This is a genomic window from uncultured Cetobacterium sp. (genome assembly GCF_945952365.1).
Classification (GTDB): domain Bacteria; phylum Fusobacteriota; class Fusobacteriia; order Fusobacteriales; family Fusobacteriaceae; genus Cetobacterium_A.
The window spans coordinates 1-26,124 of sequence record NZ_CAMFHX010000022.1; the positions used below are offsets into that span (position 1 = coordinate 1).

General features: G+C 31.2%; 28 protein-coding genes and 3 tRNA genes. 5 read left to right on the forward strand and 26 right to left on the reverse strand.

The window, feature by feature from the left end; all coding sequences use genetic code 11:
- Positions 1–483: 483 nt before the first annotated feature.
- From Q0O83_RS08385 to Q0O83_RS08410, 6 genes are all read right to left on the reverse strand, one after another.
- Complete coding sequence (locus tag Q0O83_RS08385; protein ID WP_294096157.1) at positions 484–1,440, reverse strand: hypothetical protein; 957 nt, start codon at positions 1,438–1,440, stop codon at positions 484–486.
- A 430-nt stretch (positions 1,441–1,870) separates the two neighbouring features.
- Complete coding sequence (gene rpsI, locus Q0O83_RS08390) at positions 1,871–2,260, reverse strand: 30S ribosomal protein S9 (protein ID WP_294096218.1); 390 nt, start codon at positions 2,258–2,260, stop codon at positions 1,871–1,873.
- A gap of 26 nt (positions 2,261–2,286) precedes the next feature.
- Entirely contained in the window at positions 2,287–2,721 is a 435-nt protein-coding gene (rplM, locus tag Q0O83_RS08395; RefSeq protein WP_047380412.1) for a 50S ribosomal protein L13, read from the reverse strand.
- Positions 2,722–2,836: 115 nt separating this feature from the next.
- Positions 2,837–3,448 (reverse strand): acetate uptake transporter, encoded by a 612-nt coding sequence (locus tag Q0O83_RS08400; protein ID WP_294096158.1) that lies wholly within the window; start codon positions 3,446–3,448, stop codon positions 2,837–2,839.
- Positions 3,449–3,545: 97 nt separating this feature from the next.
- A complete protein-coding gene (locus tag Q0O83_RS08405) occupies positions 3,546–4,493 on the reverse strand; it encodes an ROK family protein (protein WP_294096159.1) in 948 nt (315 codons plus the stop codon).
- Between the two features lie 15 nt (positions 4,494–4,508).
- Positions 4,509–5,996: a carboxypeptidase M32 gene (locus Q0O83_RS08410; RefSeq protein WP_294096160.1), complete on the reverse strand. Its 1,488-nt coding sequence runs from the start codon at positions 5,994–5,996 to the stop codon at positions 4,509–4,511.
- A gap of 136 nt (positions 5,997–6,132) precedes the next feature.
- On the opposite strand from Q0O83_RS08410, the gene trpS reads away from it, so the two are divergent.
- A complete protein-coding gene (trpS, locus tag Q0O83_RS08415) occupies positions 6,133–7,116 on the forward strand; it encodes a tryptophan--tRNA ligase (protein ID WP_294096161.1) in 984 nt (327 codons plus the stop codon).
- Between the two features lie 62 nt (positions 7,117–7,178).
- On the opposite strand, the gene Q0O83_RS08420 is transcribed toward trpS, so the two are convergent.
- From Q0O83_RS08420 to Q0O83_RS08450, 7 genes are all read right to left on the reverse strand, one after another.
- A tRNA-Arg gene (locus Q0O83_RS08420) sits at positions 7,179–7,255 on the reverse strand.
- A 53-nt stretch (positions 7,256–7,308) separates the two neighbouring features.
- Positions 7,309–7,400: transfer RNA gene (locus Q0O83_RS08425), tRNA-Ser, on the reverse strand.
- 8 nt (positions 7,401–7,408) lie between these two features.
- A tRNA-Ser gene (locus Q0O83_RS08430) sits at positions 7,409–7,492 on the reverse strand.
- Between the two features lie 91 nt (positions 7,493–7,583).
- Positions 7,584–8,276: a hypothetical protein gene (locus tag Q0O83_RS08435; protein WP_294096162.1), complete on the reverse strand. Its 693-nt coding sequence runs from the start codon at positions 8,274–8,276 to the stop codon at positions 7,584–7,586.
- A 68-nt stretch (positions 8,277–8,344) separates the two neighbouring features.
- The gene (locus tag Q0O83_RS08440) at positions 8,345–9,997 is read right to left on the reverse strand and encodes an ATP-binding protein (protein ID WP_294096163.1); all 1,653 of its coding nucleotides are present in this window, start codon (positions 9,995–9,997) and stop codon (positions 8,345–8,347) included.
- A 20-nt stretch (positions 9,998–10,017) separates the two neighbouring features.
- Complete coding sequence (locus tag Q0O83_RS08445; protein WP_294096165.1) at positions 10,018–10,695, reverse strand: response regulator transcription factor; 678 nt, start codon at positions 10,693–10,695, stop codon at positions 10,018–10,020.
- 82 nt (positions 10,696–10,777) lie between these two features.
- Positions 10,778–11,605, reverse strand: a complete 828-nt coding sequence (locus tag Q0O83_RS08450; protein ID WP_294096167.1) for a phosphate ABC transporter substrate-binding protein — start codon at positions 11,603–11,605, stop codon at positions 10,778–10,780.
- Positions 11,606–11,859: 254 nt separating this feature from the next.
- Here Q0O83_RS08450 and pstC point away from each other — a divergent pair, with 254 nt between their 5' ends.
- The 4 genes from pstC to Q0O83_RS08470 are packed head-to-tail and all read left to right on the forward strand — an operon-like array spanning position 11,860 to position 15,090.
- The gene (gene pstC, locus Q0O83_RS08455) at positions 11,860–12,741 is read left to right on the forward strand and encodes a phosphate ABC transporter permease subunit PstC (RefSeq protein ID WP_294096169.1); all 882 of its coding nucleotides are present in this window, start codon (positions 11,860–11,862) and stop codon (positions 12,739–12,741) included.
- 12 nt (positions 12,742–12,753) lie between these two features.
- A complete protein-coding gene (pstA, locus tag Q0O83_RS08460; protein ID WP_294096170.1) occupies positions 12,754–13,593 on the forward strand; it encodes a phosphate ABC transporter permease PstA in 840 nt (279 codons plus the stop codon).
- A 30-nt stretch (positions 13,594–13,623) separates the two neighbouring features.
- Positions 13,624–14,385: a phosphate ABC transporter ATP-binding protein PstB gene (pstB, locus tag Q0O83_RS08465; RefSeq protein ID WP_294096172.1), complete on the forward strand. Its 762-nt coding sequence runs from the start codon at positions 13,624–13,626 to the stop codon at positions 14,383–14,385.
- Positions 14,386–14,397: 12 nt separating this feature from the next.
- Positions 14,398–15,090 carry a phosphate uptake regulator PhoU gene (locus Q0O83_RS08470; protein ID WP_294096174.1) on the forward strand — a complete coding sequence of 231 codons (693 nt, stop codon included), beginning with the start codon at positions 14,398–14,400 and terminating at the stop codon, positions 15,088–15,090.
- Positions 15,091–15,118: 28 nt separating this feature from the next.
- Here the strand turns inward: Q0O83_RS08470 and Q0O83_RS08475 are convergent, their stop codons facing one another.
- The 13 genes from Q0O83_RS08475 to miaB all read right to left on the reverse strand — a co-directional run bounded on the left by Q0O83_RS08475 (position 15,119) and on the right by miaB (position 26,087).
- The gene (locus tag Q0O83_RS08475; protein ID WP_294096176.1) at positions 15,119–16,000 is read right to left on the reverse strand and encodes a polyprenyl synthetase family protein; all 882 of its coding nucleotides are present in this window, start codon (positions 15,998–16,000) and stop codon (positions 15,119–15,121) included.
- On the reverse strand, positions 15,993–16,214 hold the full coding sequence (xseB, locus tag Q0O83_RS08480) for an exodeoxyribonuclease VII small subunit (RefSeq protein WP_294096178.1): 222 nt from the start codon (positions 16,212–16,214) through the stop codon (positions 15,993–15,995). The genes Q0O83_RS08475 and xseB overlap by 8 nt, the downstream gene beginning before the upstream one ends.
- Positions 16,215–16,230: 16 nt before the next feature.
- Positions 16,231–16,779, reverse strand: a complete 549-nt coding sequence (gene rsmD, locus Q0O83_RS08485; RefSeq protein ID WP_294096180.1) for a 16S rRNA (guanine(966)-N(2))-methyltransferase RsmD — start codon at positions 16,777–16,779, stop codon at positions 16,231–16,233.
- Between the two features lie 18 nt (positions 16,780–16,797).
- Complete coding sequence (gene queA / locus Q0O83_RS08490) at positions 16,798–17,829, reverse strand: tRNA preQ1(34) S-adenosylmethionine ribosyltransferase-isomerase QueA (RefSeq protein ID WP_294096182.1); 1,032 nt, start codon at positions 17,827–17,829, stop codon at positions 16,798–16,800.
- Positions 17,810–18,949, reverse strand: coding sequence for a peptide chain release factor N(5)-glutamine methyltransferase (gene prmC / locus Q0O83_RS08495; protein ID WP_294096183.1), 1,140 nt, complete (start codon positions 18,947–18,949; stop codon positions 17,810–17,812). Before prmC ends, queA begins: the two co-directional genes overlap by 20 nt.
- A 3-nt stretch (positions 18,950–18,952) precedes the next feature.
- Positions 18,953–20,026: a peptide chain release factor 1 gene (gene prfA, locus Q0O83_RS08500; protein WP_294096184.1), complete on the reverse strand. Its 1,074-nt coding sequence runs from the start codon at positions 20,024–20,026 to the stop codon at positions 18,953–18,955.
- Between the two features lie 113 nt (positions 20,027–20,139).
- A complete protein-coding gene (locus tag Q0O83_RS08505) occupies positions 20,140–20,550 on the reverse strand; it encodes a hypothetical protein (protein WP_294096185.1) in 411 nt (136 codons plus the stop codon).
- An 11-nt stretch (positions 20,551–20,561) separates the two neighbouring features.
- Positions 20,562–20,891, reverse strand: a complete 330-nt coding sequence (locus tag Q0O83_RS08510) for a hypothetical protein (protein ID WP_294096187.1) — start codon at positions 20,889–20,891, stop codon at positions 20,562–20,564.
- Positions 20,892–21,344 carry an RNA polymerase sigma factor gene (locus Q0O83_RS08515; RefSeq protein ID WP_294096189.1) on the reverse strand — a complete coding sequence of 151 codons (453 nt, stop codon included), beginning with the start codon at positions 21,342–21,344 and terminating at the stop codon, positions 20,892–20,894.
- 58 nt (positions 21,345–21,402) lie between these two features.
- Entirely contained in the window at positions 21,403–22,452 is a 1,050-nt protein-coding gene (gene ispG, locus Q0O83_RS08520) for a flavodoxin-dependent (E)-4-hydroxy-3-methylbut-2-enyl-diphosphate synthase (RefSeq protein ID WP_294096191.1), read from the reverse strand.
- Between the two features lie 47 nt (positions 22,453–22,499).
- Positions 22,500–23,513, reverse strand: coding sequence for a M23 family metallopeptidase (locus Q0O83_RS08525; protein WP_294096193.1), 1,014 nt, complete (start codon positions 23,511–23,513; stop codon positions 22,500–22,502).
- Entirely contained in the window at positions 23,513–24,760 is a 1,248-nt protein-coding gene (gene rho / locus Q0O83_RS08530; RefSeq protein WP_294096196.1) for a transcription termination factor Rho, read from the reverse strand. The genes Q0O83_RS08525 and rho overlap by 1 nt, the downstream gene beginning before the upstream one ends.
- Before the next feature lie 16 nt (positions 24,761–24,776).
- Complete coding sequence (miaB, locus tag Q0O83_RS08535) at positions 24,777–26,087, reverse strand: tRNA (N6-isopentenyl adenosine(37)-C2)-methylthiotransferase MiaB (protein WP_294096197.1); 1,311 nt, start codon at positions 26,085–26,087, stop codon at positions 24,777–24,779.
- Positions 26,088–26,124: the final 37 nt, after the last annotated feature.

Here is a 26,124-nt window from a genome sequence, read left to right on the forward strand (position 1 = left end):
TTCTGTTATTTTCATAACTTCTGACTATTTTCTCTATTCGGTTGCTAATGTCCTTATCACTTATTCGTTGTTTGCGGTGTTTCCCGCTCACAAGAAATATAGTACCATAAATTTGAAACTTCGTCAACACTTTTTTTATTTTTTTTATTTTTTATAAACAAAAATTTAAATTATCATGTAATTCATTTTTTCTTTTACAATACTATTATAAATATACCTATTTTTGCCCCACCTTCTACTAATTTAAAAAATATCAAAATTATAATATCTATTAATTTTAACTATATTTTTTAGAACGACTATTCTTTATAATTTTTTTAAAGCAACTTATCTAAATTTTATTCTTTATAAGAGCATTCCATATTTTTCGCCACAACTTTTTTACTTTTATAACAAAAGAGGATGGAAAAACTTCCATCCTCATATCTATCTTTAAAACTTATAAAAACTTTCTAAAAAAAAGTTATAACTCTTTAAATTTTATTAGAATTTATAATCCCAACCAGCTACAAACTCTCCGTAGTATTTATCTCTTTTATCAGTTGAATACTTTACAATTTCATATAAGTAACTTACATTAAAACTTAAATTATCTGAATATTGATAGTTTGTATTAATTCCATATCTTTGTAAATCTCCGAAATCATAATCTTCTTCAGTTTTAGCCGCTTTATCTGCTGCTGTAGAATCTTTCTTTAATCCTAATCTTATTTCAGCATCTGACGAGAATTTTCCAACAGAATATAATGGGAAGTAAGCTCTTAATTGATGCTCAGCAGACTCTACTCTATTACCGTTTTCTACTACATCTCCAGTTTCTCTTACACCTTGGAAGTTATATCCTAATGTTAATGGCCCAAATGTTAAGTTTAAAGGCATTACCTCTACTCTATGATTGTCATTTTTATCACTTGAATCGTTTGCTGATTGGTGCATTAAATCAACCCATCCTGATACGAATCCATAAGAATACTTAGCTCTTGCATAATATCTGTCATAAGAACCTGCAAATCTAGCTCTTGCTCCTAATGAGTATTTGAAATCAGATGTTCTGTTGAAGTTTCTCCACGCATCTAACTCAAATCTTCTATCGTTCGCTCCATCTATAACTCCCTCATCAGAATCTAAAGTCCAAGCTCTATATGCATGAACTCCGTATGTCCAATCCCCTGATCCAGAAGCTAATCCTAATTTAGTTCCTAAATAAGTTAAACCGATGTCACCATCTGTACTTCCTGCATTGTTATCAATCTCTGTATACATTCCAAACTTAGTTACCTTTAGTAAAGGAGTCTCCTCTACAACTACTACCTCTGCTACAGGCTCAGCTACTACTACAACCTCTTTTGATACTTCTACCGGCGCTACTACAGCCTCTTTCGCAGATGCAGTTGCTCCAACTACTAATAAAGAACCTAATAAAAGTGCTAACTTTTTCATATAAATTCCCTCCAGTTAATTTTATTTTTTTTAGAAATCCCCGTTTTGAATTTCTCCCGTTATGTAGTTTATACAATATTTTAATTCATTTGTAAACATTTTTTTATTTTTTTCAAACTTTTTACAACTTTTTTACGTCTACATTTTTTCGCTTTTTTTAATGATTTTTTATCATTTTTTTAATCCAACTAAACTTTTTTGTAATTTTGTAAAGTATAACATCACTGAATATTTAGTCATCGCTTTTTTTACATATATATTTTTTATTTTAAAATTCTATTATATATATCTATATCTATCAAAATATTTTTTTGTAATTAATATTTTACACCTTCACTTTATTAAAAAAATTAATTAACTTTTAGAGTATTTACAAATAAAAAAAAGCAGATACATAAATGTATCTGCAAAACTTCTTGAATAAAAACAATTATCTCTTTGAGAATTGTGGAGATCTTCTTGCTTTTCTCTTTCCGTATTTCTTTCTTTCTACCATTCTTGAGTCTCTTGTTAAGAATCCAGCTGCTTTTAAAGCTCCTCTTAAAGTCTCATCAGCTTCAACTAAAGCTCTTGATAATCCGTGTCTGATAGCTCCTGCTTGTCCAGCGTTTCCTCCACCGATTACGTTTACTTTAACTTCGAACTTGTCTAAAGTTTCAGTTAAGTTTAATGGTTGCTCAACGATTTTAGAAAGTAACTCTCTTCCACCGAAGTAATCTGCCATAGTTTTTCCGTTTATTTCGATTCCTTTTCCACCAGGGATAAGTCTTACTCTTGCTACTGAAGTTTTTCTTCTTCCAGTTCCTCTATATTGAATCATTTCTGCCACTGTCAATCCCTCCTAAATTAAAATTCTACCTTTACTGGTTTTTGTGCAGTATGAGCGTGCTCAGCTCCAACAAATATTCTTAGTCTTGTTAATTGCTCTCTTCCTAATCTGTTCTTTGGAAGCATTCTCTTAACAGCTAGCATTAAAGCTTCTTTAGGATTCTTAGCAAGAATCTCTTCTAATCTTCTTTCTTTTAATCCACCAGGGAATCCTGAGTGACTGTAGTATACTTTATCTGTTAATTTCTTTCCAGTTACAGCGATCTTCTCGATGTTTGTAACGATTACGAAGTCTCCTCCATCAATATGTGGAGTGTAAGAAACTTTATCTTTACCCATTAATTTCTTAGCTATTTCAGCAGCTAATCTTCCTAAAATTTTACCTTCTGCGTCGTATTGAACGAATTCTCTAACAACGTCTTCTTTTCTTTGCATTGCTGTGTATTTTTTCACGTTTTTTTTCCTCCTCGAAAATAGTTATATTTTTTTAATATAACGAACGGCGTTCCTTTGTGGGAAAGGATTTATTATACCTATCTATTATATCCACTTTTTCTTATTTTGTCAATTACTTTTTGAAGATTCCTAAAGGTTTTCCTAGAGGTAAAAACTCTCTTCCAAAAGTTTTATTTAATACGTTTGCAGCCGATCCGTAGAATGACATTAAAGCGATTAGTAACTCAGCTACTGATGCTAAAGTGTGCATTGCATGAGGAGCAATTCCAAATGCTGATCCAGCTAATCCTATGAATAGGAAATCGATTAATACAAATATTATTAATAAAGTTTTGTTTGTTTCAACTGATCCAAGTGTCATGTATAATGAGAAGATTAAATATCCTAAAAATACAAATCCAAAAGCCTTAGGGTCTGCTGCAGCTTTCATAGCCTCTCCAAATACTCCAAGTTGTATCATCCAACTCATTGCCATACCAAACCAGAAGAATGCATATCCTCCGAATGCTGTAGTTCCGAATACATTTCCGTGTTTAATATCGTTTAAACAAGCGATTAATTGAACAAAAGCTCCTAAGAATATTGCCCAAGGAATTACCATAGATACTCCACTTACAATTCCAAACTTATTTGCTGATGCTACTAACGTAACAATTGCAAGACCTAATAGTCCTAATGCTGAAGGGTCTGCTACTTCAATTTTTACATGATTGTTTTGATTCATTTTCTTTTTTTAGCTCCTTAATTAATTTTTTTTCGCAAGGAGTATTTTAACCTTTTAATAAAGCTTTGTCAACAAATACTTAACTTAATTTATTTTACTAAATTGTTAAAGCCGATGCCCCTTTTATTCCAGCATCATTTCCTAACTCTCCCAATCTAATTTTCAAGTTTTCAATTGTTATTGCAAGAGCGTAGTTAGGTAGCTTTTCTTTAACTTTATCCAACAATATATCTCCTGCTAAAGCTACTCCACCAGATAAAATTATTACATCTGGATTGATGATATTTAAAACATTTCCAATTCCCATAGACAAGTATTCTGCTACATAATCGACAATACTCAAAGCAAACTCGTCACCTTTTTTAGCTTCATCAAATACGTGCTTAGCTTCTAATTTATTTAAATCACCATCTATAGCTTTATAAACTCCATTAGTTTTATTTATTTGTAATCTAGATAATGTTTCTCTTATCACTCCTGTTGCTGAAGCGTATGTTTCAAAGCACCCTTTTTGACCACATCCACAAAGCTTACCCTCTTTTTCTAACTTCATATGTCCTATCTCTCCACCAGCACCTGTTGCACCTGAAATCAGCTTTCCATCTACAAATATTCCTCCGCCAACTCCAGTTCCAAGAGCTATCGTTACACTTTTAGAATACCCTTTCCCTGCACCATAAAGAGTTTCACCAAGAGCTATTACATTTACATCGTTATCAAGTCTTGTTTTTACACCTGAAATCTCTTCCATTTTTTCACTTATATTTATATTTTTTTCCCAAGGGAAGTTAGCAAAAAACGCTACTTTCTTTTGATCTATAACTGGCCCAGGGATTCCCATTCCAATTCCTTTTATCAAATCTCTACTTATATCTAACTCTTCAGCCATCTCTAAAACAGTTTCCCATATTTTGTTAAGTGTATAATCAACACCCTCTATCGAATCTGTCTTTATACTCGTACTTTTCAAAATGTCACCTTGGTCATTTAATAACCCTATTTTACTGTTTGTTCCTCCGATATCTACCCCTACAAAATAATTCATTTTAAAATCTCCCTCCTAGTCATAAATTTCTCTATATTTTTCTTTTAAATACTCTATATAATAATCTGGATTTAACTCCTCTCCAGTTATTAGAACCATCAGTTCTTTTGGTGATTTCAACTTTCCAAACTTATGAATTTTTTCTATCAACCACTTTTTTATATCCTTTAACTCTCCTCGTTCTAAAGCTCCCTCTATATTAATCTCTTTTTTCATAGCTCTCAAAATCTGAATTGAGTATACATTCCCTAATGCATATGATGGAAAATACCCTATAAGACCACAAGACCAATGAACATCTTGTAAAACCCCTTCTGAATCTTTTTCAGGAACAACTCCTAAATACTCCTTCATTTTTCCATTCCAGATTTCAGGTAAATCTTTAATCAAATACTCTCCTGACAAAATCCCTTTTTCAATCTCATATCTTATCATTATATGTAATGAATATGTTAACTCATCCGCTTCAACTCTTATAAATGAAGGTGAAACTTCATTTATACCTTTATATATCTCATCTAAAGTTAAATTTTCTAACGCTTCATATTTACACTTACTTTTATTTAAAAATCCATACCAAAACTCTCTACTTCTTCCAATTACATTTTCATAAAATCTAGACTGCGATTCATGAATTCCCATAGAAGCTCCATCTGCTAATAAAGTATCTTTTATCTCGTCTCCAATATTTTGCTCATATATCCCATGTCCACCTTCGTGAATTGTACTATATACACTTGAAAATGGTAACTCTTCAAAATATCTTGTTGTCAGTCTTACATCACTTTTATCAACTGTTAAAGTAAATGGATGAGCACTCTCCGATAAAACTCCTCTTTCTAAATCAAACCCTATATATTTTAGTATCTCTTCTGAGAATCTCTTTTGCTCTCTTTTATCAACTTTAAAATTAAGTTTTTCTGAAAATTTTCTATCTCTACTTTTAATCTCTTTTAGTAAAGGAACAATCTCTTTTTTCAACTCTGCAAAAAACAAATCTAACTTCTCTACATTCATCCCTTTTTCATAATCATTTAAAATAGTAGAATAAATATCACCTTCTACTTTTCGATACTGAATAAATTTTTTATTAAAATTAAAAATCTCCTCTAAAACAGGTGCAAAACTCTCAAAATCATTTTTCTCACGAGCTACTTCCCAAATCCCTTGAGCTTTTGCTGTCAGCTCAGAATAAGCTTTATACTCATCCGCTGGAATAACCTTTATTTTCAAAATCTCTTCCTCAAGCTGCTCTATCTCTTTTTTCGTTATCTCATCTAATTCGTTTTCTTTCTCCTTCAATACCTCAATCATTTTCAAAAATTTTTCTGATGTAGTTAAATTATAACTTCTTAAACTCAATTCTCCTATCATTTCAGAGAGTAATTTATAACCACCCTTTGGTGTTTGTGTCTCCAAATCCCACTGAAGCAGGGCTAACATCGAATCAATCATTTTCTTCTCTTTAATCATCTCTCTAAAACTAATTATATTTTTTTCCATAATTCACCTCACCATCTTTTTTCTAATTATATTTAATTTTTCTAACTTTAACAAGATTTTTCCTGCTCTTATTGATAATTTTATAAAAATAATGTAAACTTAAATGTAAAATATATTAAAATTAAAAGGAGTGCTTATGAAAAGAAGTATATCTGGTATCCAACCAAGTGGAATTTTACACTTAGGTAACTATTTCGGTGCCATGAAACAATTTATAGAAAACCAAAACAACTACGAAGGATTTTACTTTATAGCTGACTACCACTCATTAACATCACTTACTGATCCTAAATCTTTAAGAGAAAACTCATACAATATAGTTTTAGACTATTTAGCTTTAGGACTTGATCCAGAAAAATCAACAATTTTCTTACAATCAGATGTTCCTGAGCATGTTGAATTGATGTGGTTACTATCTAATATAACTCCTGTTGGACTTTTAGAAAGAGGTCACTCATATAAAGATAAAGTTGCAAAAGGATTTACACCTAACACAGGACTTTTAACTTATCCTGTCCTTATGGCTTCTGATATCTTATTATACGATGCTGATGTTGTTCCTGTCGGTAAAGATCAAAAGCAGCATTTAGAGATGGCTAGAGATATTGCTATCAAGTTCAATCAACAATATGAAGTTGAACTATTTAAACTTCCTGAACCTCAAATTTTAGAAAGTTTAGCTGTTATTCCTGGAACTGACGGTCAAAAAATGAGTAAATCTTACGGAAATACAATTAACATGTTCGCCTCTAAAAAAGAGTTAAAAAAGCAAGTTATGAGTATCGTAACCGATTCTACTCCTTTAGAGGAGCCTAAGAACCCTGATAACAATATTGTAAAACTTTATGAATTATTTGCTACTAAAGAAGCTGTTGAAGAGATGAAAGCGAAATTTGTTGCTGGAAACTACGGTTATGGACACGCTAAAACTGAACTTTTAAATGCCATTCTTGATTACTTTAAAGACGCAAGAGAAAAAAGAGAAGAGTTAGCTAACAATATGGAGTATGTTGAAGAAGTTTTAGCTAAAGGAGCAACTAAAGCTAGAGCTATTGCTAGAGAAAAGCTTACTGCTGCTAAAATTGCTGTTGGATTAGCTGGAAACGCTTATAGAAAATAGATATATAATATAGTAGGAAAACAAAAAAGACAGCTTTTGCTGTCTTTTAATTTTATTATTTATGGCGCACCCGAGAGGAATCGAACCCCTAACCCCCTGATCCGTAGTCAGGTGCTCTATCCAATTGAGCCACGGATGCACATTTTAGTTATAAAAAAAAGGTAGTTATTCTACCTTCAGTTATCTTTATAATGGCGGTGAAGGTGAGATTTGAACTCACGGTACGGGATTAACCGTACTCTCCCTTAGCAGGGGAGTGCATTAGGCCACTCTGCCACTTCACCATCCTTTATGGCGGAAGGTCAGAGACTCGAACTCTGAAGTCTTGCGACGCCGGTTTTCAAGACCGGTTCCTTACCAGTTAGGGTAACCTTCCGTACATAGAAATAGTATCATATTTTTCATTTGATGTCAAATACTTTTTTGAAAAAATAAAAAAAAGCTGCTTTAAAAGCAGCTCTAGTTCACTATTTTTCTTCAGAGTCATTAGTTTCAGTTGCAGTTTCCTCTTCTTTCGGAATAGGATTTCCAAACATCCACTCTATTTGTCTTCTAACTCCAGTTAAGTCAATCTCTTGACCCTCTATCTCTAATTTATCAGTTTCAGGAATCGCTAAGAATCCATCTTCTATTGGAGCATCCTTTAATAAATTATGCTGTAATTTTATAGGGTTTTCAAATCCAAATGGTTTGAACTCTGTTTTTACACTTCTTATTAATTCATCATTTTTTGCAATCTCTTCTACTTGCTCTTCTGAGAATCTTCTTTGAGGTGGATATTCAGCAATGAATAAAGTTTCTGTTTTTACAAACTTTAACTCCTCTCCCTCTTTTTCAAAAACATCTATTGTATATCTTCCTCTAGTTTTTACTAAAAACTTATCGATATCTACAATCTTTTTTCCTACACCTAAAGGATCAACCATTGGAGTTAACTCTCCTCTAGAGATTAAATCATCGTCAGGACCATTTAATCTTACTTCAAATACTGTAGGTTTTGTTATCTCTTCAAAAGTTAAAACAATTGATAATCTCATCATTGGATGAGGAAATAACGGTTGAATTATATTATCAAAAGAGCCAAAAATATCTACAGCTCCTCCTATTTGTTGACTCATTTGTGCTGCATGTGCTACTACTACACTTCTTAACTTAGCCATTTTATCCCCCTTTTTTTGGTTGTTTTGTTCTAATTTACTATAGCATATCAATTTAGATTTGTAAATTCCTATTTAAGGATCGTAAAAATAAAAATAGTACCTTTCCCCTCTTTAGAAATCACATCTATTTTACCACCGCATCTCTCGACTAACTCTTTTACAATCGAAAGCCCCAATCCAGTTCCAGCTTTATTACTCGTTCTAGCTTTATCCACTCTATAGAATCTTTCGAATATCTTTTCAATCTCCTCTGGACCTACTCCAACTCCGTTATCTTTCACACCAATTTTATATCTACTTTTTGTTTCTATTATAGATATCTCTATCTCTGGAACTTTATTTCCTCTATAGATAATTGCATTTTCTACTAAATTTTTTAATATAGTCAATACTTTTTCAAAATCTATTTTCAACTCATTCTCTTTATTTAAAAGATTTAAATTATAAGAGATAGTTGCATCACTACTTTTTATTCTCTCGTTTAAAACCGCTTGAAGTTCTGTCTTAACTCTACTCACAGGAACTTTTTCTATATTAACTATATTTGAACTTTCAATTTTACTTATATTTAAAAAATCTATGATTATATTTTCCAATTTATCAATATTATTTTTTATCGTTTTTATAAACTGAATTTTTAAAGGATCTGGAGCATCCTCTAAAGCTATAACATATCCTTTTATATTTGTTAACGGAGTCTTCAATTCGTGACTTACATTACTTATAAAAGTCTTCTGAACTTCAATCATTCCTTTAGTTGCAGTTATATCTTTAACTGATAAAAGATACCTTTGATCCTGATCTAAATATTTTACATTCACACTAAAATATCTTTTTAATCTTAAAATATAAACTTCCGACTTTTGATTTTGTTTCTCATTTATAGCTTTTTTCATCACATCAATAATCTCTAAATCTTTTATTAAATTCAAATAGTTAGTTTTATCTTTTTCATAAAGATAATTAAATTTACTATTTTTTATTATCAATCCTAGTTTTTCATCAAATAAACAAATTGAAGAATCAATAGATGTTATAATTTGATGAAGAATTCTTTTCTCTCTATTCAAATTGATTATATTTTCTAAATTTTGCTTTTGCCACTTTTGTACAACATCCCAAAGATTTAATATCCATGGATCTTTTTCAAAATATAAGTTTTCTCCATTACCTTTCTCTTTTAAAAAGTCTTCAATGACTTCAATTTTTCTATACAAATCTCTTTTCAAATAATTTTTATAAAAAGCGTGGATTATAAAATTTAAAAATGTAAAGAATAGTAGTTCTGCTAATAAAATTAACCTCAACATTCTCAGTGTCTCACCATAGTTTTTAGAAACTCTTACAACTACCCTTTCGCCCTCTCTATTAACTCTTTTCACTGCATAATATGCCATTGTTTCGTCTGAAATACTACTCTTTCTAATATCAAATCCTGTTCCAGTATCTCTAACCTCTAAAACTTCTTTTCTGTTACCATGATTTTCTAACTTTTCTTCTTCGTTATATTTTCTCGAATCATAAATAACTTTACCATCTAAAGCTATTATATTAAATCTCATATCAGAGTTTTCAAAAATTTGTTGGTAATCCTCTTTTTCATACTCTCTTATTAAATTTGATATAATAAAAACATTTTCTTTCAATCCATTCTTTGCTCCATCTTTATATAGCGCTGATAAAAAAGAGATATTTGTAATAACAAATATTATCTCAATCATCACTATAAAAAAAAGAGCAATTATCTCTTTTCTTCTAATCTGTATCCAACTCCTTTTACTGTTTTTATGCACTCAGTTAAAAATGGTATTTTTTCTCTTAACTTAGATATATAAACATCAACTGTTCTATCACCCGAATAGTAATTACTTCCCCAAACCTTGTCTAATATTTTCTCTCTACTTACAACTATCCCTTTATTCTTCACTAGAAGTAATAGTAAATCATACTCTTTTTTAGAAAGCTCTACCTCTACTCCGCTATTTGTCACTAAATGTTTATCTTCATCTATCTCTAACTCTAAGAATCTATTTCTTATTTTTTTATTTTTCTCTTGTTGATTAAGAAGCTTCTTACCTCTCAACAATAACTCTCTTGGATCGAAAGGTTTCTTCATATAGTCATCTGCTCCAATCTCTAACCCTTTAAGAACATCTTCTACCTCTGTTTTAGCTGTTAACATAATAATATATGGCGTTCCATACTCATCTTCCATCTCTTTAACAATTTTTGTGAAGTTTATCCCATCTAAATTGGGTAACATCAAATCTAAGATGATTAATTCATGTTTATCTTTTTTCAGATATTTTAACCCCTCTAAACCATCAGAAGCTACAGTTACTTTATACCCCTCTTTTGTAAAATAGTAATTTATTAACGCTTGTATTTCTAAATCATCTTCAACTACTAGTACCTTCATATCATCTCTCCCATTACTTTTTTATTATTATATCACAAATATAAAAAAGGCGTCCCATTTTAATCAGGACACCTATATCATGCTATTTTGCTGGAACGAATCCTTCGTCTGAAACTACTCTTTGTCCGTCTGCTGATAATGCAAAATCAACTAATCCATTTACATCTTTATTATCTGTATCTATAACATACCAGTAGATCTCTCTAGCGATCGGGTATTTTTTATCTGCTACGTTTTGTACATTTGGTTCAACCGAATCAACTTTTAAACTTTTTACAGATTTATCCATGTATCCCATTCCAATATATCCAATTGCATATTTATTATTTTTAGCTTCTTGCTTTATAGCTTCGTTTGATGGCATGTATAAAGTATTTCTTCCATACTCTGCATCTTTCTTAGTATTCTCTTCTCTTATGATATGCTCTTTAAAGAACTCATGAGTACCAGATGATGAATCTCTTGATAAAACAACGATTGTTGCGTCGTCTCCTCCTAACTCTTTCCAGTTAGTAATCTCTCCTCTAAAGATTTTTGCTAAATCTAAATGATTTACATTATCTAGTTTGTTATTTTCATTTACAATTACTGTTATTCCATCATATCCTAAAACAACCTCTTTTAATTTTAATCCTTTGTCTGCTGCTGTTTGTAACTCTTTTTCTTTTATATTTCTAGATGCCATTCCAATATCTGCAGTTCCATTGATTAAAGATGAAATTCCTACTCCTGATCCTCCACCAGTTACAGCTATTCTCGCATCTTTGTTTTTCCCCATGTACTCTTCTGCGATGTATTGAGATACGTTAACTATTGTATCTGAACCTTTTACTTGAATAACTTTTGATGCCATTGCTGTTGTTCCCATTAGTGCCATTAACCCCATTAGAAAAAACTTTTTCATTTTCATCTTTTAAACTCCTCCTGAATTTTATCTTAATTTTTCATTTCCTTTTTTTATTCTCAAGAGTAGTATAGAACATCTATGTTAATCTAGTTTAAATTTAATGTAAAAAAACTGTAAAATATTTTTTACAGTTTTTTTACATGCTATTAATCCTATTTTAACAAGTAAGATATATTATATTCATAGTGAGTTTAAATTTTGTTTAAAAACAGTTTAAAATTTTTTTAATTTTTTAACATAGGCTTAGGAGGTTTGTCATGCATAGTATAAGAAAGATTAAAGACTCGATTATGAGCGGTGTTCACTCAGTTATTGGAATCTTTAACATTCTAATTGTTATACTTATTTTTATCTTTATTTTAGTAAATAGTTTATCATTCTTTAAGGAATATCCAATTTCAAAATTCTTTACCGGAACTGATTGGATCTCTCTTTCTGGAAAATATGGTCTTTTACCATTATTAGTCGGTTCATTTTGGGTAACTGTAGTTGCATTAGGAATTTCTGTTCCAATAGGAATAACTACAACAATATATCTATCTGAGTTTGCTAGCAAAAAAACGAAAAAAACATTAAAAATTATCATAGAAACAATGTCAGCTCTACCGTCAGTTGTTCTTGGATATTTAGGACTTTATGTTCTTTCTGGATTTGTAAAAACAACTTTTGGTTTACCAAGTGGATTAAACGCTTTAACTGGTGGAATAATGCTTTCATTTATGGCGATCCCTACTATTGTAAGTTTATCTGATGATGCATTAAACGCTTTAGATAAATCTTACAGAGAAGCTTCTTTAGCTCTTGGCGCAAATAAACTTGAGACTGTTTTCAAAATTCTTTTACCTGCAGCTTTCCCAGGTATATTCGCTGGTATAATGCTTGGATTCGGAAGAATTATCGGTGAAACAATGGCCGTACTTATGATTACAGGAAATGCACCAATAATGGCAACAACACCACTTTCTCCTGTAAGAACATTAACTGCTACTATAGCTGCTGAAATGGGAGAGGTTGTTCAAGGAAGTAAACATTATCACGCTTTATTTGCAATCGGATTAGTTTTATTCGCTATCAGTTTCTTAACAAACAGTATCGCTGATAAATATATCCGTAAATCAAGAAAGTTAATGGGTAAATAGGAGGAGTAAAAAATGAATATTTTAAAAGGAAAAAGCGGTACATTTATAGAACTTTTAATTAAGTCAGTTGCTTTACTAGCTGTTGTACCAATATTTCTAATATTAGGTTATATAGTTTATAAAGGTGTTCCTGCTATCACTTGGGAGTTTTTAACGGAAGTTCCAAGAAGAGGTATGAGAGCTGGTGGAATTTTCCCAGCTATTGTCGGAACTATCTATCTAACTCTAGGAACTATAGCTGTTTCAGTTCCATTTGGAATATTCACTGGAGTTTATCTAGTTGAATATGCTAAAGATAATATGTTAACAAGAATAATAAATCTTACTATTATAAATCTAGCTGGAATTCCAAGTATAATATATGGACTTTTCGGAATGTCACTGTTTGTAATATACTTCAAATTAGGAGTTTCTATTCTTTCAGGATCATTAACTCTTGGTATTATGTGTTTACCAGTTATTATAACTGCAACAAGAGAATCACTACTAGCTGTTCCCAATAGTTTAAGAGAAGCATCTCTTGCTCTTGGAGCTACAAAGTGGGAAACAGTTTCAAAAATTGTTATCCCTGCAGCACTTCCGGGAATTTCAACTGGAGTTATCTTAAGTATATCTAGAGCTGCTGGAGAAACAGCACCAATACTATTTACTGCTGCTGCTTTCTACTTACCATTCCTGCCTCAATCAATCTTTGATCAGGTTATGGCACTACCGTATCACCTTTATGTTATCTCTACACAAGTTCCAAATATGCCACAAAGCAATATGCACGGAACTCTATTTATCCTTGTGTTTATAACTGTTGGATTTAACCTTATTGGTGCGTACATTAGAAATAAATTTGAAAAATAATAATCTCATAAATTTGGAGGAGTATATATAATGAAACAAGATGTTAGAATATCTGTAAAAGACTTTAACTTTTACTACGGTGATTTCAAAGCTTTAAAAGGCATAAATATGGATATATTAAAAAATAAAGTTACTGCACTAATCGGTCCATCTGGTTGTGGAAAGTCAACTTTCTTAAGATCAATAAATAGAATGAATGATTTAATAACTGGAGTTAAATACGAAGGTGAGATTCTTCTAGATGATCAAAATGTTTTTGATAAGCAGTTTGATATCGTTGAACTTCGTAAAAAAGTTGGAATGGTTTTCCAAAAACCAAATCCATTTCCTAAGACAATCTATGAAAATTTAGTTTATGCTCCTAAGTTACACGGAGAAACTGATAAGAAAAAATTAGATGAAATTGTTGAATCATCTTTAAAAGCTGTTGCTCTTTGGGATGAAGTAAAAGATAAACTTCACCAATCAGCTCTTGGATTATCTGGAGGACAACAACAAAGACTTTGTATAGCTAGAGCTATCTCTATCAATCCTGAAATCCTACTTATGGATGAACCTACTTCAGCTCTAGATCCTATATCTACAGCTAAGATAGAGGAGCTTATCGTTGAGTTAGCTAAAAACTACAGTATCGTTATCGTTACTCACAATATGCAACAAGCATCAAGAATATCAGATTACACAGGATTTTTCTACCAAGGTGTTCTAGAAGAGTTTGATGAAACTTCTACAATCTTTACTACACCTAAAGTTAAAAAGACTGAAGACTATATCACAGGAAAATTCGGATAAAAAGGAGATTTTATGAGAACTTTAATTGAATCTTTAAAAGCACTAGATGAACACTATTTAGAAACATTAAAATATGTTGGAAGAAATTTTGATGTAAACTTAGAGATGCTTCAAAATAACAGCTTCAATCCAACTCTTTATGGAGAAGCTAAAATGATAGAGGATTTTATAAACTCTTTTGAGGTTAAATTAAAAGAGGATTCTATAATTACTATGGCTAGATTCCAACCTGCTGCTAAAAATCTTAGAAAACTAGTTATGATAATTAACAGTGTTAGAGTTTTAGAAAGAATGGGTGACCTTTTAAAAGCAAACCTTACTCTTATTAAAGATATTGAAAAAAAGTCACCAAACTTAGCTTATGCTATGAGCGAAAGAGTTTTACCAATTGCTAAAAAAATTAGAGGACTTTTCGGAATGTATGTTGAAGCTTTCTTAAACGAAGATGTAAGTTTACTTTATAACATCTTATATCTAGATGAAGAGATTGATGATTTAATCGATGAAAACACTAACTATTTCTTAGGTAAAATGAGAGAAACTCCTGACAATGTTGTTGGAGGATCAGAACTTATGTTACTTGATAAGAAGTTTGAGAGATTATCAGATCATATAATTCATCTAGCAAGTGATTTAATCTACATTTTAAATGGAGAGAACACTAGAAAAGCTGAACTAGAAAGTCAAATTAAAACTAAAAAATAATAGAAAAGGGAGCTTTTAAAAGCTCCCTTTAATTTTCTCTAAAAGCGATATAATCAGCTAACTCTATAAACATTGTAATTTTCTCTTTTTCAAAAACTTCCAATGCTTTTTTAGCGTTTTGAACTACCTCTTTTAAAATCTCTTTACTTTTTTCCAATCCAAAAATACTTGGATAAGTTGTTTTCTCTAACTCTAAATCACTTCCAACAGGTTTTCCTATCTTTTCAAAGTCACCTTCAATATCTAAGATATCATCCTTTATTTGAAAAGCCAATCCTATTAATTCAGAGTATTTTTCTAAAGCTTCATACTCCTCTTTTGTAGCATCAGAAATTATAGCTCCAATCTCTACTGGTAGCTTCAATAACTTTCCAGTTTTATTAGTATGAATATACTCTAAAGTTTCTAGCGATACTTTCTTTTTTTCACTTTGAATATCTACCATCTGGCCACCAATCATTCCATTTATCCCGGCGTATCTAGATATCATTCCTATAATTTTTAAAAGCTTTTCTGCCGATACTTCTTCAGTTTCATCCGCTACAATTGAGAACGAATGAGTCAGTAGAGCATCTCCTATCAGAATTGCCTCTGCTTCACCAAATTTTTTATGAGTTGTAAGCTTACCCCTTCTATAATCATCATTATCTAAAGCAGGTAGATCATCATGAACTAAAGAATATGAATGTATCAACTCTATGGCAACAGCTGATGGAATTCCTAACTTTAAATCTTTTCCATAGAGCTCTAATACCATTAGCAGCAGTATCGGTCTCAATCTTTTTCCACCATTTAAAACAGAGTATCTCATTCCCTCTGCAATAATACTTGGGTATTCTAACTTATTCAAATAAAACTCTATTTTCGAATCAATTAGCTCTCTCTTTGACTTTAAATGGCTTTTAAGCATCTTCTTCCACCTCTAACTCTATCTCATTTCCATTAGATGTTACTTTTATTATTTTTCCCTCTGCTTTATTTAAAAGATCAGAAGATTTTTTTAATAGCTTCATAGCTTTTTCATACTCTTTTATTGATTCATCTAAAGATAACTCTCCACTATCTAATTTTTCAATTATCATATCAATCTCATTAATATTAAACTCAAAACTATCCTTTTTCATGAATCCACCCCTATAATTATCTTGTATAGAACGTTACAACTTTTTTTCCATATTTTCTTTCATCTGTTTTTCTGAATTCTCCAACTTCATCAAGCATATCTTCAAACATATGATGCTCACAAATTATAAGTCCATCCTCAGCTAATAAATTCGCCTTAGATATAGCTCTCATAACTCTTTCACATACCTCATCCTTATAAGGAGGGTCCATGAAGATTATATCAAACTTCTCACCTTTTCTTCCTAAAATCTCTACAGCTCTTAAAGTTTCATTTTTATAAGCTCTTGATTTATTTTCATAACCTAAGTTATTTATATTTTTTATTATATATTTTAAAGCTTCTTGATCTTTTTCAATCATTACAGCTCTTTTAGCTCCTCTACTCAAAGCTTCTAAAGCTATATTTCCCGTTCCACTAAATAAATCTAAAAATCTAGCGTCCGTTATATACGGAGCAATTATTGAGAAAAGAGATTCCTTTATACTATCTTGTGTAGGTCTTGTATCTACACCTTTTCTACACTCTAATCTTTTTCCTTTTGCTTCTCCAGCAATTATTCTCATATTCTTACCTCACTTTTACTAAGCAATAAACATTGCGTCTCCGAAGCTAAAGAAATGATAGTTTTCTTTTACAGCTTCATTATACACATCTAACATAAACTCTCTTGTTGAAAATGCCGAAACTAGCATAAGCAGTGTCGACTTTGGCAAGTGGAAATTTGTTATAAGTGCATCTAAAACTTTAAATTCATATCCTGGATATATAAATATATCTGTAGAACCTGTTTTTGAAACTAGGTTTCCACTCTCATCTAAAGATGATTCTAATGCTCTAACAGTAGTTGTTCCCACTGCGATAACTCTTCTATTTTCCTCTTTTGCCTTTTTTATTCTTTCTACTGTATACTCAGGAATTTCAAAAATCTCTTCATGCATTTTGTGATCTAAAACATCCTCAGTTTGAACAGGTCTAAATGTTCCTAATCCAACTTCTAAAAATACATCTAAAATTTCTACACCTTTAGCTTTTATTTTTTCTAAAAGCTCAGTTGTAAAGTGTAGTCCCGCTGTTGGAGCAGCTACTGATTCTCCTTTTATAGCATATACAGTTTGGTATCTATCTTTTGTCTCTAAAGCTTCAACTATATACGGAGGTAAAGGCATCTTTCCAAGTTTATCTAAAACTTCTTCAAATGCACCCTCATAGTAAAACTTTAAAACTCTATTCCCGTCATCTTTTATTTCGATGAGTTCAGCAACTAGCTCTTTATTATCTCCAATTTCAAGTTTTTGACCTACTTTTAATTTTTTAGCTGGCTTTAATAAGCACTCCCAAGTATCTAAACTAACTCTTTTTATTAAAAGTATTTCTAACACTCCACCAGTTTCTTTTTTACCAAAAAGTCTAGCAGGTATAACTTTTGTTGAATTTCTTACAAGAACATCTCCCTCTTTTAAATAATCGATAATATTAAAAAATTGTTTGTGTTCTATCTTTTGATTCTCTTTATCAACTATCATCAACTTTGAGTGATCTCTAGGCTCTCTAGGCTTTTGTCCAATCAGCTCATCTGGCAGATGATAATCATAATCAACTAACTTTGTTGACACCCTCTTCACCACTCTTTCTTCCGATTACAACTCTATCTATTCCAGCATAATCTTTTATAATTCCAACTATTTCAAATCCAGCTTTCCTCATGAATTCACTCACTTCAAAAGCTTGATTATATCCAACTTCAAAAGCTAAATATCCTCCATCTTTTAGATATTTAGGTGATTCTTCTGATATTTTCTTATAGAAATAGTATCCATCTCCATTATCAGTTAATGCTCCTAACGGTTCATGAAGTTTAACTTCAGGCATTAGCTCCTCATACTCCTCTTTAGGAATATATGGAGGATTTGATATTATCATATCGTAATCTGTATCTTTTATATTTGAAAATACATCTGATTTTATAAACTTCAGATTTTTTTCCACACCATTTAATTTTCTATTTTCTACTGCTACTTCTAAAGCATCTGTACTTATATCTGCACCTAATACATCTGCATCAGGTACTTCTTTAGCTATTGTTACAGATATTGCTCCACTTCCTGTTCCGATATCTAAAACTTTAGGGCTTTGAAGCTCACTTAAAATAAACTTACACTGCTCTACTAAAATCTCTGTATCAGCTCTAGGTATTAAAACTCTTTCATCAACCTTAAATGGCAATCCATAAAACTCCCATTCACCTAAAAGATATTGAAGTGGTTTTTTAGCTTTTGCTCTTTTATGAAGTAACTCTTTTATTTCAGATTTTTCCTCTTCTGTTATCTCTCTTCTTAAATTTAAAGAAAGAACTGTTCTTTTAACATTAAGAACATGAGCAAAAATATATTCTGCATCTAATTTAGCATCTACAACATCATTATTTTGTAGATACTGGATACTTTTTTGTAAAAGTTCTTTATTTTCTACTGAAAAATCTTTCTCTTCTACTTTATCTTTCTCCTCTTTAGGAAGTTCATCAAAAGTAACTCTATTTCTAGCCATAGCTTTTAAATAATCTTTTATCTTTTCTTTTTGTTCTAAGTTTAACTCCATATCAAAATAAGCGTATAAAGTTATTCTTTCAAGCTTCAATACATGAGATATAATTTTTTCACTCTCTAATCTGGGTTTTGAAAAGGAGTATTTTTTCAAATACTCCTCAGAAAATTTTAATATATTCAGTAATTTCATAAATTACTCCGCTGAACTTGAAAGCATTTCTGCTTGAGCAAACGTAGTTAAAGCATCTATCATGTGATCGATATCTCCATCTAAGAAAGCTTCTAATTGATGAGCAGTGAATTTAATTCTGTGATCAGTTATTCTTCCTTGTGGGTAGTTGTAAGTTCTGATTTTTTCAGATCTATCTCCTGATCCAACTTGAAGTCTTCTTTCGCTTTCAACAGCTGATCTTTGCTTCTCTAACTCCATCTCGTATAATTTTGAAGCCAGATGTTTCATAGCTTTCTCTCTATTTTTTAACTGTGATCTCTCATCTTGACATTGAACAATAACTCCTGATGGTAAGTGAGTTATTCTAACAGCAGAGTCAGTCATGTTAACGTGCTGACCTCCCGCTCCAGAGGCTCTAAATGTATCAATTTTCAGATCAGATGTATTGATTTTTACTCCTTGTACTTCGTCAACTTCTGGTAAAACTGCTACTGTTGCAGTTGAAGTATGAATTCTTCCTGACGACTCAGTTTCAGGAACTCTTTGTACTCTATGAACTCCAGATTCAAACTTTAATCTTGAGTAAGCACCTTGACCAGTAATAGAGAATACAGCTTCCTTTATTCCTCCTACACCAATCTCTTGCTTTTCGATTATTTCTATCTTCCACTTTTTTCTTTCTGCATATCTAGTATACATTCTGAATAAGTTTCCAGCGAATAGAGCAGCCTCGTCTCCTCCAGCTCCTCCTCTTATCTCTATAATAACGTTTCTATCATCGTTAGGGTCTTTTGGTAATAATAAAACCTTCATCTCTTGTTCGATGTTTGGAATTATTTCTTCTATCTCTTTTAATTCCTCTTGCATCATCTCTTTCATATCAGGGTCTTTTTCTCCTCTGATATTATCCTTTATAAACTCTAAATCTTCTTGATATCTTTTGTACTCTTTGTACTTCTCAACAATAGGTGTTATATCATTTAATGCCTTGTTACACTCCATCATTTTTTTAGGATTGCTTAAAACTTCTGGAGAACCTAAAGCTTCTGTTAACTCATCAAATCTTACTATAACTTCTTCTAATTTAGTAAACACTATCTTCACTCCTTTTTATAACTATACTTTAACTTATAAATTATACCATACTTACTTTAAAAATAAAATAAAAAATCTCCTTCCTTATATTATATATGGAAGAAGATTTTTTTCTATTGCTTTTCTGCTGATCCAGCTATTCTTTTTAATGATAACTCTCTAGCTTTTAAATATTGATCTGTGCTTATATGCTTTTGAACTTCAATCTGATATTTCAATCTATCTTTTATTATTTCAGCATCTAATAAACCTACTTTTTCTACTAACTCATTTAATTTTTCAAGATTTTTTTCTGTTCCATCTAGTATATATTTGTTAATTTCAATCTCTAAAGCTTTTTTGTCCAATGTTTTTAATTTATATTGAATACTTGCTCTTTCAATTATAATTTTAACTCTTTCTATGTTATCTTGACTAACCCCTACAGCTTTAAAATCATCATCTTTTACTATCCCTATTCCTGATGTTGCATAGGCTGATACACTAGCCACAAGTATCAGTAGTCCCATTACTATTTTCTTCATAAAATCCTCCACTAAATTTGTAGATCTGTCACGAAAAGATTTTCACTGTTGAAATCTCTCTTATTTATTCTTATTTCATCTGCTTGAAATAGATCATCTATTGTAAAACCAATCTCTTTTCTATCTGAAACTTTTCTTTGTAGCTCTCCTGATTCAAAAGCCACTAAACTCTCAGTAGGAGCTGTATTTTTACTGATTATTCCATTGTATGAAGTTCCTGTGAAAACTCCTACAACGAAAAGAGATACAGAGAAAACAGACATTTTCTTCTTCTTTTTTTTCTCCTCCTCTAACAATGTTTTATAAATATTAGCTCTTACTCTCTCTTTTGGAGATACCATTTATATTACACCTCCCATATCTTTAATTGCCTTATAATATATTGTTTTTACTGTAGATATATTCATATCTTTCATATCTGCAATCTCCCTCAGCTTATAGCCATATATATCTTTTAAAAGTACTATCTCTCTCTCCTCGAAAGGTAGCTCTTTTAATTTCTCCTCTAAGAGAATTGGAATATTAAAGTCTTCATTGCTTTCAACACTTAAAATCTCATCGTTTAGCTCAAGATTAATTTTTTTCTTTCTAAAGAAATCGTAAGTTTTATTTATAGCTATCCTATAAATCCAAGTATATATATTACTCTCTTCTCTAAATCCTTTAAGATTTTTATAAACACTAATGAAAACTTCTTGTGCTATGTCTTCGGCATCTTCGGCATTTTTTACTGTTGATAGTATTTTATAGTATATTCTATCAAAATACTCATTATATAATTGATCAAAATCCATTTAAATACCTCATTATTTTAGCTTTATACTTTTAGACTATAATTAGCTTAAAAAAGTTTTAATTAAAATCCTCCTCAATCATTTTTTTCAACTCATGAAGAATATCTTTTTCATCAACTTTTTTCACTATCTGCCCTTTTTTGAAAAGGACACCCACACCTTTTCCACCAGCTACTCCATAATCGGCCTCTTTGGCTTCTCCAGGTCCATTTACAACACAACCCATCACAGCTATTTTTATTTTTTTATCAACCTTTTGAAACTCCTCTTCAACTTGATGAGCTAACCCTATTAAATCTATCTCTGTTCTACCACAAGTTGGACAAGATATAATCTCTACTCCAGCCTCTCTCAGTCCTAAAACTTTTAAAATCTCTTTAGCAACTTTTATCTCCTCTACAGGATCCTCTGTTAAAGAAACTCTGATTGTATCTCCTATTCCATCCACTAATAAAGAACCTATTCCAATAGCTGATTTTACCGTTCCTTGAAATGCTGTTCCAGCTTCTGTAACCCCTAAATGTAAAGGATAATTACATAATTTAGACAACTTTCTATAGGCTTCAACCATCATTTTTACATTACTTGATTTTAAAGATATAATGATATCATCAAAATTAAATTTTTCTAAAAGTCTCATATGGTAAAGAGCACTCTCCACCATCCCTTCTGATGTTGGTTTTCCATATTTTTCTAAAATACTTTTTTCTAACGACCCTGAATTAACTCCTATTCTTATTGGAATATTTTTCTCTTTGGCTTTCTGAACAACCACTTTTACTTTTTCATCGTCTCCAATATTTCCTGGATTTATTCTCAATTTATCAATTCCATTTTCAATAGCTAAAAGTGCTAGTCTATAATCAAAATGTATATCTGCTACTAATGGAATGTCTATTTTTTCCTTTATACCTTTTATTGCGGTTGCTGCTGCTTCTGTATTTACTGTAACTCTTACTAATTGACATCCCTCTTCTTGTAGTTTTTTTATCTGTGTAACAGTCTTATCTACATCGTGAGTTGGAGTATTTGTCATTGATTGAATTACAACTTCATTTCCCCCTCCTATTAATAAGTTACCAATTTTTACAACTTTAGATTCTCTCATTTTTTCACCTCATATAAATCTAAAAAAAGCCCTAGTTCAATCTAGGGCTATCTAACTAAATAATTCATCGGATTATTAGCTTTTCCATTTTTTCTAATTTCAAAATGCAGATGTGGTCCAGTAACTCTTCCCGTCATTCCTGTTTGACCAATAACTTGTCCAGACTTAACCTTATCTCCAACCTTTACATACATCTTCTCTAAGTGAGCTGACCTTGTTTCATAACCACTACCATGATTAATTTTTATAACCTTACCATATCCAGTCATATATCCTGCAAAGACTACCGTTCCCTCTCTTGAAGCCATCAAAGGAACATATCTTGCTCTCATATCTATTCCAGCATGTTGTATATATCTTTTTAACACTGGATGGAATCTTCTTCCAAAAGGACTTGTAACTCCAGCCCATTTTACTGGCATTGTGAAGTTTCTTTGAGTTGAAGTTGCTTTTACTCCTCCGCTTTGAGTAAGTCTTTTTAAACTTTCTTCACTCGGATTATTTATAAAAAGTTCCTCTCCAACTCTAATATTATCACTTTTTAAGTTATTATACTTTCTTAAATCGTCAACATCAACTTTATAAGCTAAAGCTATTTTAAAAAGAGAGTCTCCTCTTTTTACTTTATAAAAAACACCATTTACTTTAACTATATTTATCTTCTGTCCTACTTTTAAGCTATTTGAAATCCCTGGGTTGTTAGCCTTCAAAACTTCTAAAGACATACCATTTTTATCTGCTATCGTTCCTAAAGTATCTCCATTAGCTACTACATAATTTTCTAGTTTTGGAATTTCATAAGCTTTTTTCAAATCCACTTCTTCTAAAGGAACTCCTTCGAACTCCTCTTCAACTCCAATCTTGTATTCCTTTTCTATTGTAAAAAAGTTGCTACCTACTAACTCAAAACCTCCACCATCTTCAACAGTTGTAGTATCTGAGTAATATTCTGTGAACTTTTTCAAATCTACAACTTCTGATTTATACGGTTTAAAAACTAGTATTAACATAGCTATAAATGCTGCTATTATTATAGCAAATATTTTTAGTATTTCCTTCACTATTTCCCCCTTGCAAAAGATTTCGCATACATCTCTATAAGCTTATCATTACTCTCCGTAGATGAAATAGTGTCTATCAACTTCTTAGTTGCTGTTGCTTTATCAAGAGATGTCAAATATCTTCTTATCTCCCAAATCGATTCTAATTTTTTCTTTTCAATCAGTAACTCCTCTTTTCTTGTTCCTGACCTTTGAATATCTATCGATGGATAAATTCTAAGCTCTGCAATATTTCTATCTAAATGTATATCTAAATTTCCTGTTCCTTTAAACTCTTCATATATAACATCATCCATTTTACTTCCAGTATCAACTAAAGCTGTCGCTAAAATTGTTAAACTACCACCATTTCTAATATTTCTTGCTGAACCAAAGAATTTTTTAGGATAGTACAATGCTGTTGGGTCTATTCCTCCAGAAATTAACTTTCCACTTGATGGAATAACAATATTATATGCTCTCGCTAATCTTGTTAAAGAGTCCATAAGTATTACTATATTTTCTCCATTCTCAATTTTTCTTTTTGCTCTTTCAAGTAATGATTCTGTTACTTTTATATGGTTTCTAGGATCATCATCAAACGTTGAGGCATAAACTTGAGCACCTTTTACAGTTTCTTTTATATCTGTAACCTCTTCTGGTCTTTCATCAATTAATAATATCCACACTTCAATATCTTTATTATTTTCAATAATTGAATTAGCTATATTACTGATTAAAACTGTCTTTCCAGCTTTTGGCGGAGCAACTATAAGTCCTCTTTGCCCTTTTCCTATTGGTGCTATTAAATCTATTATTCTTCCAGAGATGTTTTTAGAATCTGTTTCTAACTTTAATAACTCTGTTGGATAAGCTGGTGTCAACTCATCAAAAGGTACTCTTGCTACAGCTTCTTGAAGAGTTCCATTATTAATTAACAACACTTTTCTAAGACCGTAGTTATTCTCTCCTTGAACAGCTTCTCTAACCTCTCCTACAACAAAATCCTCTGTTCTCAATTTAAATTTTCTTATTTGAGATGCTGATACATATACATCTTTTTCAACATTTGTATTTCTTAAAAATCCATACCCATCTGCCATAACTTCAAGGTTTCCCCAAGCTAAATGCATTCCATCTTTAGCTGCTATAGCTTCAGTTATAAGATCTACAATCTCGGCTTTTTTCGTTCTACTCGAATAATCGATTTCCATCTGCCTTGCCATCTCTTGTAACTCTTTTAGTAAAAAATTCTCTAACTTCTCCATTATACCTCCAAGGTTACTATTTTACTATTTCTCCGTATAAAGACCATGTCTTACACTCATTTATTTTTACATTGATAAACGTTCCCTCTAACTCTTTATCTCCATCAAAGATAACAACTTTGTTTGTAGATGTTCTTCCACTTAATACTTTTTCATTTTTCTTACTTGGTCCATCCACCAAAACTCTTTCAATTTTACCTTCGTAAGGAGCACTTGTTTCTTTAGAAGTTGCATTTTGTAAATCTATCAATCTCTTTAATCTTTCTTTCTTTACCTCTGCATCTATTTGACCATCCATTGTTGCAGCAGCAGTTCCCTCTCTTGGCGAATACATAAACATAAATGCTGCATCAAATTTCACTTTAGAAACAACATCTAGTGTATCTAAGAAATCCTCTTCTGTTTCATGAGGGAATCCTACTATAATATCTGCTGTTAAGGCAACTCCTGGTATTTTAGTTTTTAGCTTTTCTGCTAACTCTAGATACTGTTCTTTTGTATATTTTCTATTCATTAGTTTTAAAATTTTTGATGACCCTGCTTGAAGTGGAAGGTGTAGACATCTTGCAATTTTTTCATTTTTAGCGATAACATCAATTACGTCATCTCCGAAATCTTTTGGATGTGGTGACACAAATCTTACTAAAAACTCTCCCTCTATTTTACAAATCTCTTCTAATAACTTTGCAAAATTTTCTCCTGTTTTAAAATCATTTCCATAAGAGTTTACATTTTGCCCTAATAACATTATCTCTTTATAACCTTTTTCTACAAATACTTTAATCTCATCTAAAATTTGATCCATAGGTACAGATCTCTCTCTTCCTCTTACGTATGGAACTATACAATAAGTACAGAAATTATTACATCCATAAGTAATTGGAATTGAAGCTGTTTTCTTAGAATCAAATTCTGCATCTATTCTTGGAGGTAACTCGTCCTCTTCTCCAGTGTAGATAACATGTTTGAAATCTCCAGATTCTATTTTCTCAAGAGCTGCTGGAATTTTCCCTATATTTTGATTTCCCATAACTATATCAATTATTGGAAACTTCTTAGCTAACTCCTCTCCTTGCTCTTGTGCGAAACAACCTGTAATTCCAATAATTGTTCCTCTTTTTTCTCTTACAACCTTTAATTCACCTAATTTTCCATAGATTTGAGTCGCTGCTCCCTCTCTAACTGTACATGTATTTAAAAATACTGCATCGGCTTCTGAAACGTCTTCTGTTATATTATATCCCATATTTTGTAATATCTTTTTTATTTTTGCGCTTTCGTTGACATTCATTTGACAACCGTAAGTTACAATTGCTGCATTCTTCAATTTTTCTCCTCCAAAATTTAACAAATTATGACTTAAA

Bases quoted from the DNA above. Each gene is read 5' to 3' on its own strand.
- Q0O83_RS08385 (WP_294096157.1), bottom strand. From the start codon at position 1,440: ATGAAAAAGTTAGCACTTTTATTAGGTTCTTTATTAGTAGTTGGAGCA.
- rpsI (WP_294096218.1), bottom strand. From the start codon at position 2,260: ATGATTCAATATAGAGGAACTGGAAGAAGAAAAACTTCAGTAGCAAGA.
- Q0O83_RS08400 (WP_294096158.1), bottom strand. From the start codon at position 3,448: ATGAATCAAAACAATCATGTAAAAATTGAAGTAGCAGACCCTTCAGCA.
- Q0O83_RS08405 (WP_294096159.1), bottom strand. From the start codon at position 4,493: ATGAATTATTTTGTAGGGGTAGATATCGGAGGAACAAACAGTAAAATA.
- Q0O83_RS08410 (WP_294096160.1), bottom strand. From the start codon at position 5,996: ATGGAAAAAAATATAATTAGTTTTAGAGAGATGATTAAAGAGAAGAAA.
- trpS (WP_294096161.1), top strand. From the start codon at position 6,133: ATGAAAAGAAGTATATCTGGTATCCAACCAAGTGGAATTTTACACTTA.
- Q0O83_RS08435 (WP_294096162.1), bottom strand. From the start codon at position 8,276: ATGGCTAAGTTAAGAAGTGTAGTAGTAGCACATGCAGCACAAATGAGT.
- Q0O83_RS08440 (WP_294096163.1), bottom strand. From the start codon at position 9,997: ATGATTGAGATAATATTTGTTATTACAAATATCTCTTTTTTATCAGCG.
- Q0O83_RS08445 (WP_294096165.1), bottom strand. From the start codon at position 10,695: ATGAAGGTACTAGTAGTTGAAGATGATTTAGAAATACAAGCGTTAATA.
- Q0O83_RS08450 (WP_294096167.1), bottom strand. From the start codon at position 11,605: ATGAAAATGAAAAAGTTTTTTCTAATGGGGTTAATGGCACTAATGGGA.
- pstC (WP_294096169.1), top strand. From the start codon at position 11,860: ATGCATAGTATAAGAAAGATTAAAGACTCGATTATGAGCGGTGTTCAC.
- pstA (WP_294096170.1), top strand. From the start codon at position 12,754: ATGAATATTTTAAAAGGAAAAAGCGGTACATTTATAGAACTTTTAATT.
- pstB (WP_294096172.1), top strand. From the start codon at position 13,624: ATGAAACAAGATGTTAGAATATCTGTAAAAGACTTTAACTTTTACTAC.
- Q0O83_RS08470 (WP_294096174.1), top strand. From the start codon at position 14,398: ATGAGAACTTTAATTGAATCTTTAAAAGCACTAGATGAACACTATTTA.
- Q0O83_RS08475 (WP_294096176.1), bottom strand. From the start codon at position 16,000: ATGCTTAAAAGCCATTTAAAGTCAAAGAGAGAGCTAATTGATTCGAAA.
- xseB (WP_294096178.1), bottom strand. From the start codon at position 16,214: ATGAAAAAGGATAGTTTTGAGTTTAATATTAATGAGATTGATATGATA.
- rsmD (WP_294096180.1), bottom strand. From the start codon at position 16,779: ATGAGAATAATTGCTGGAGAAGCAAAAGGAAAAAGATTAGAGTGTAGA.
- prmC (WP_294096183.1), bottom strand. From the start codon at position 18,949: ATGAAATTACTGAATATATTAAAATTTTCTGAGGAGTATTTGAAAAAA.
- Q0O83_RS08505 (WP_294096185.1), bottom strand. From the start codon at position 20,550: ATGAAGAAAATAGTAATGGGACTACTGATACTTGTGGCTAGTGTATCA.
- Q0O83_RS08510 (WP_294096187.1), bottom strand. From the start codon at position 20,891: ATGGTATCTCCAAAAGAGAGAGTAAGAGCTAATATTTATAAAACATTG.
- Q0O83_RS08515 (WP_294096189.1), bottom strand. From the start codon at position 21,344: ATGGATTTTGATCAATTATATAATGAGTATTTTGATAGAATATACTAT.
- ispG (WP_294096191.1), bottom strand. From the start codon at position 22,452: ATGAGAGAATCTAAAGTTGTAAAAATTGGTAACTTATTAATAGGAGGG.
- rho (WP_294096196.1), bottom strand. From the start codon at position 24,760: ATGGAGAAGTTAGAGAATTTTTTACTAAAAGAGTTACAAGAGATGGCA.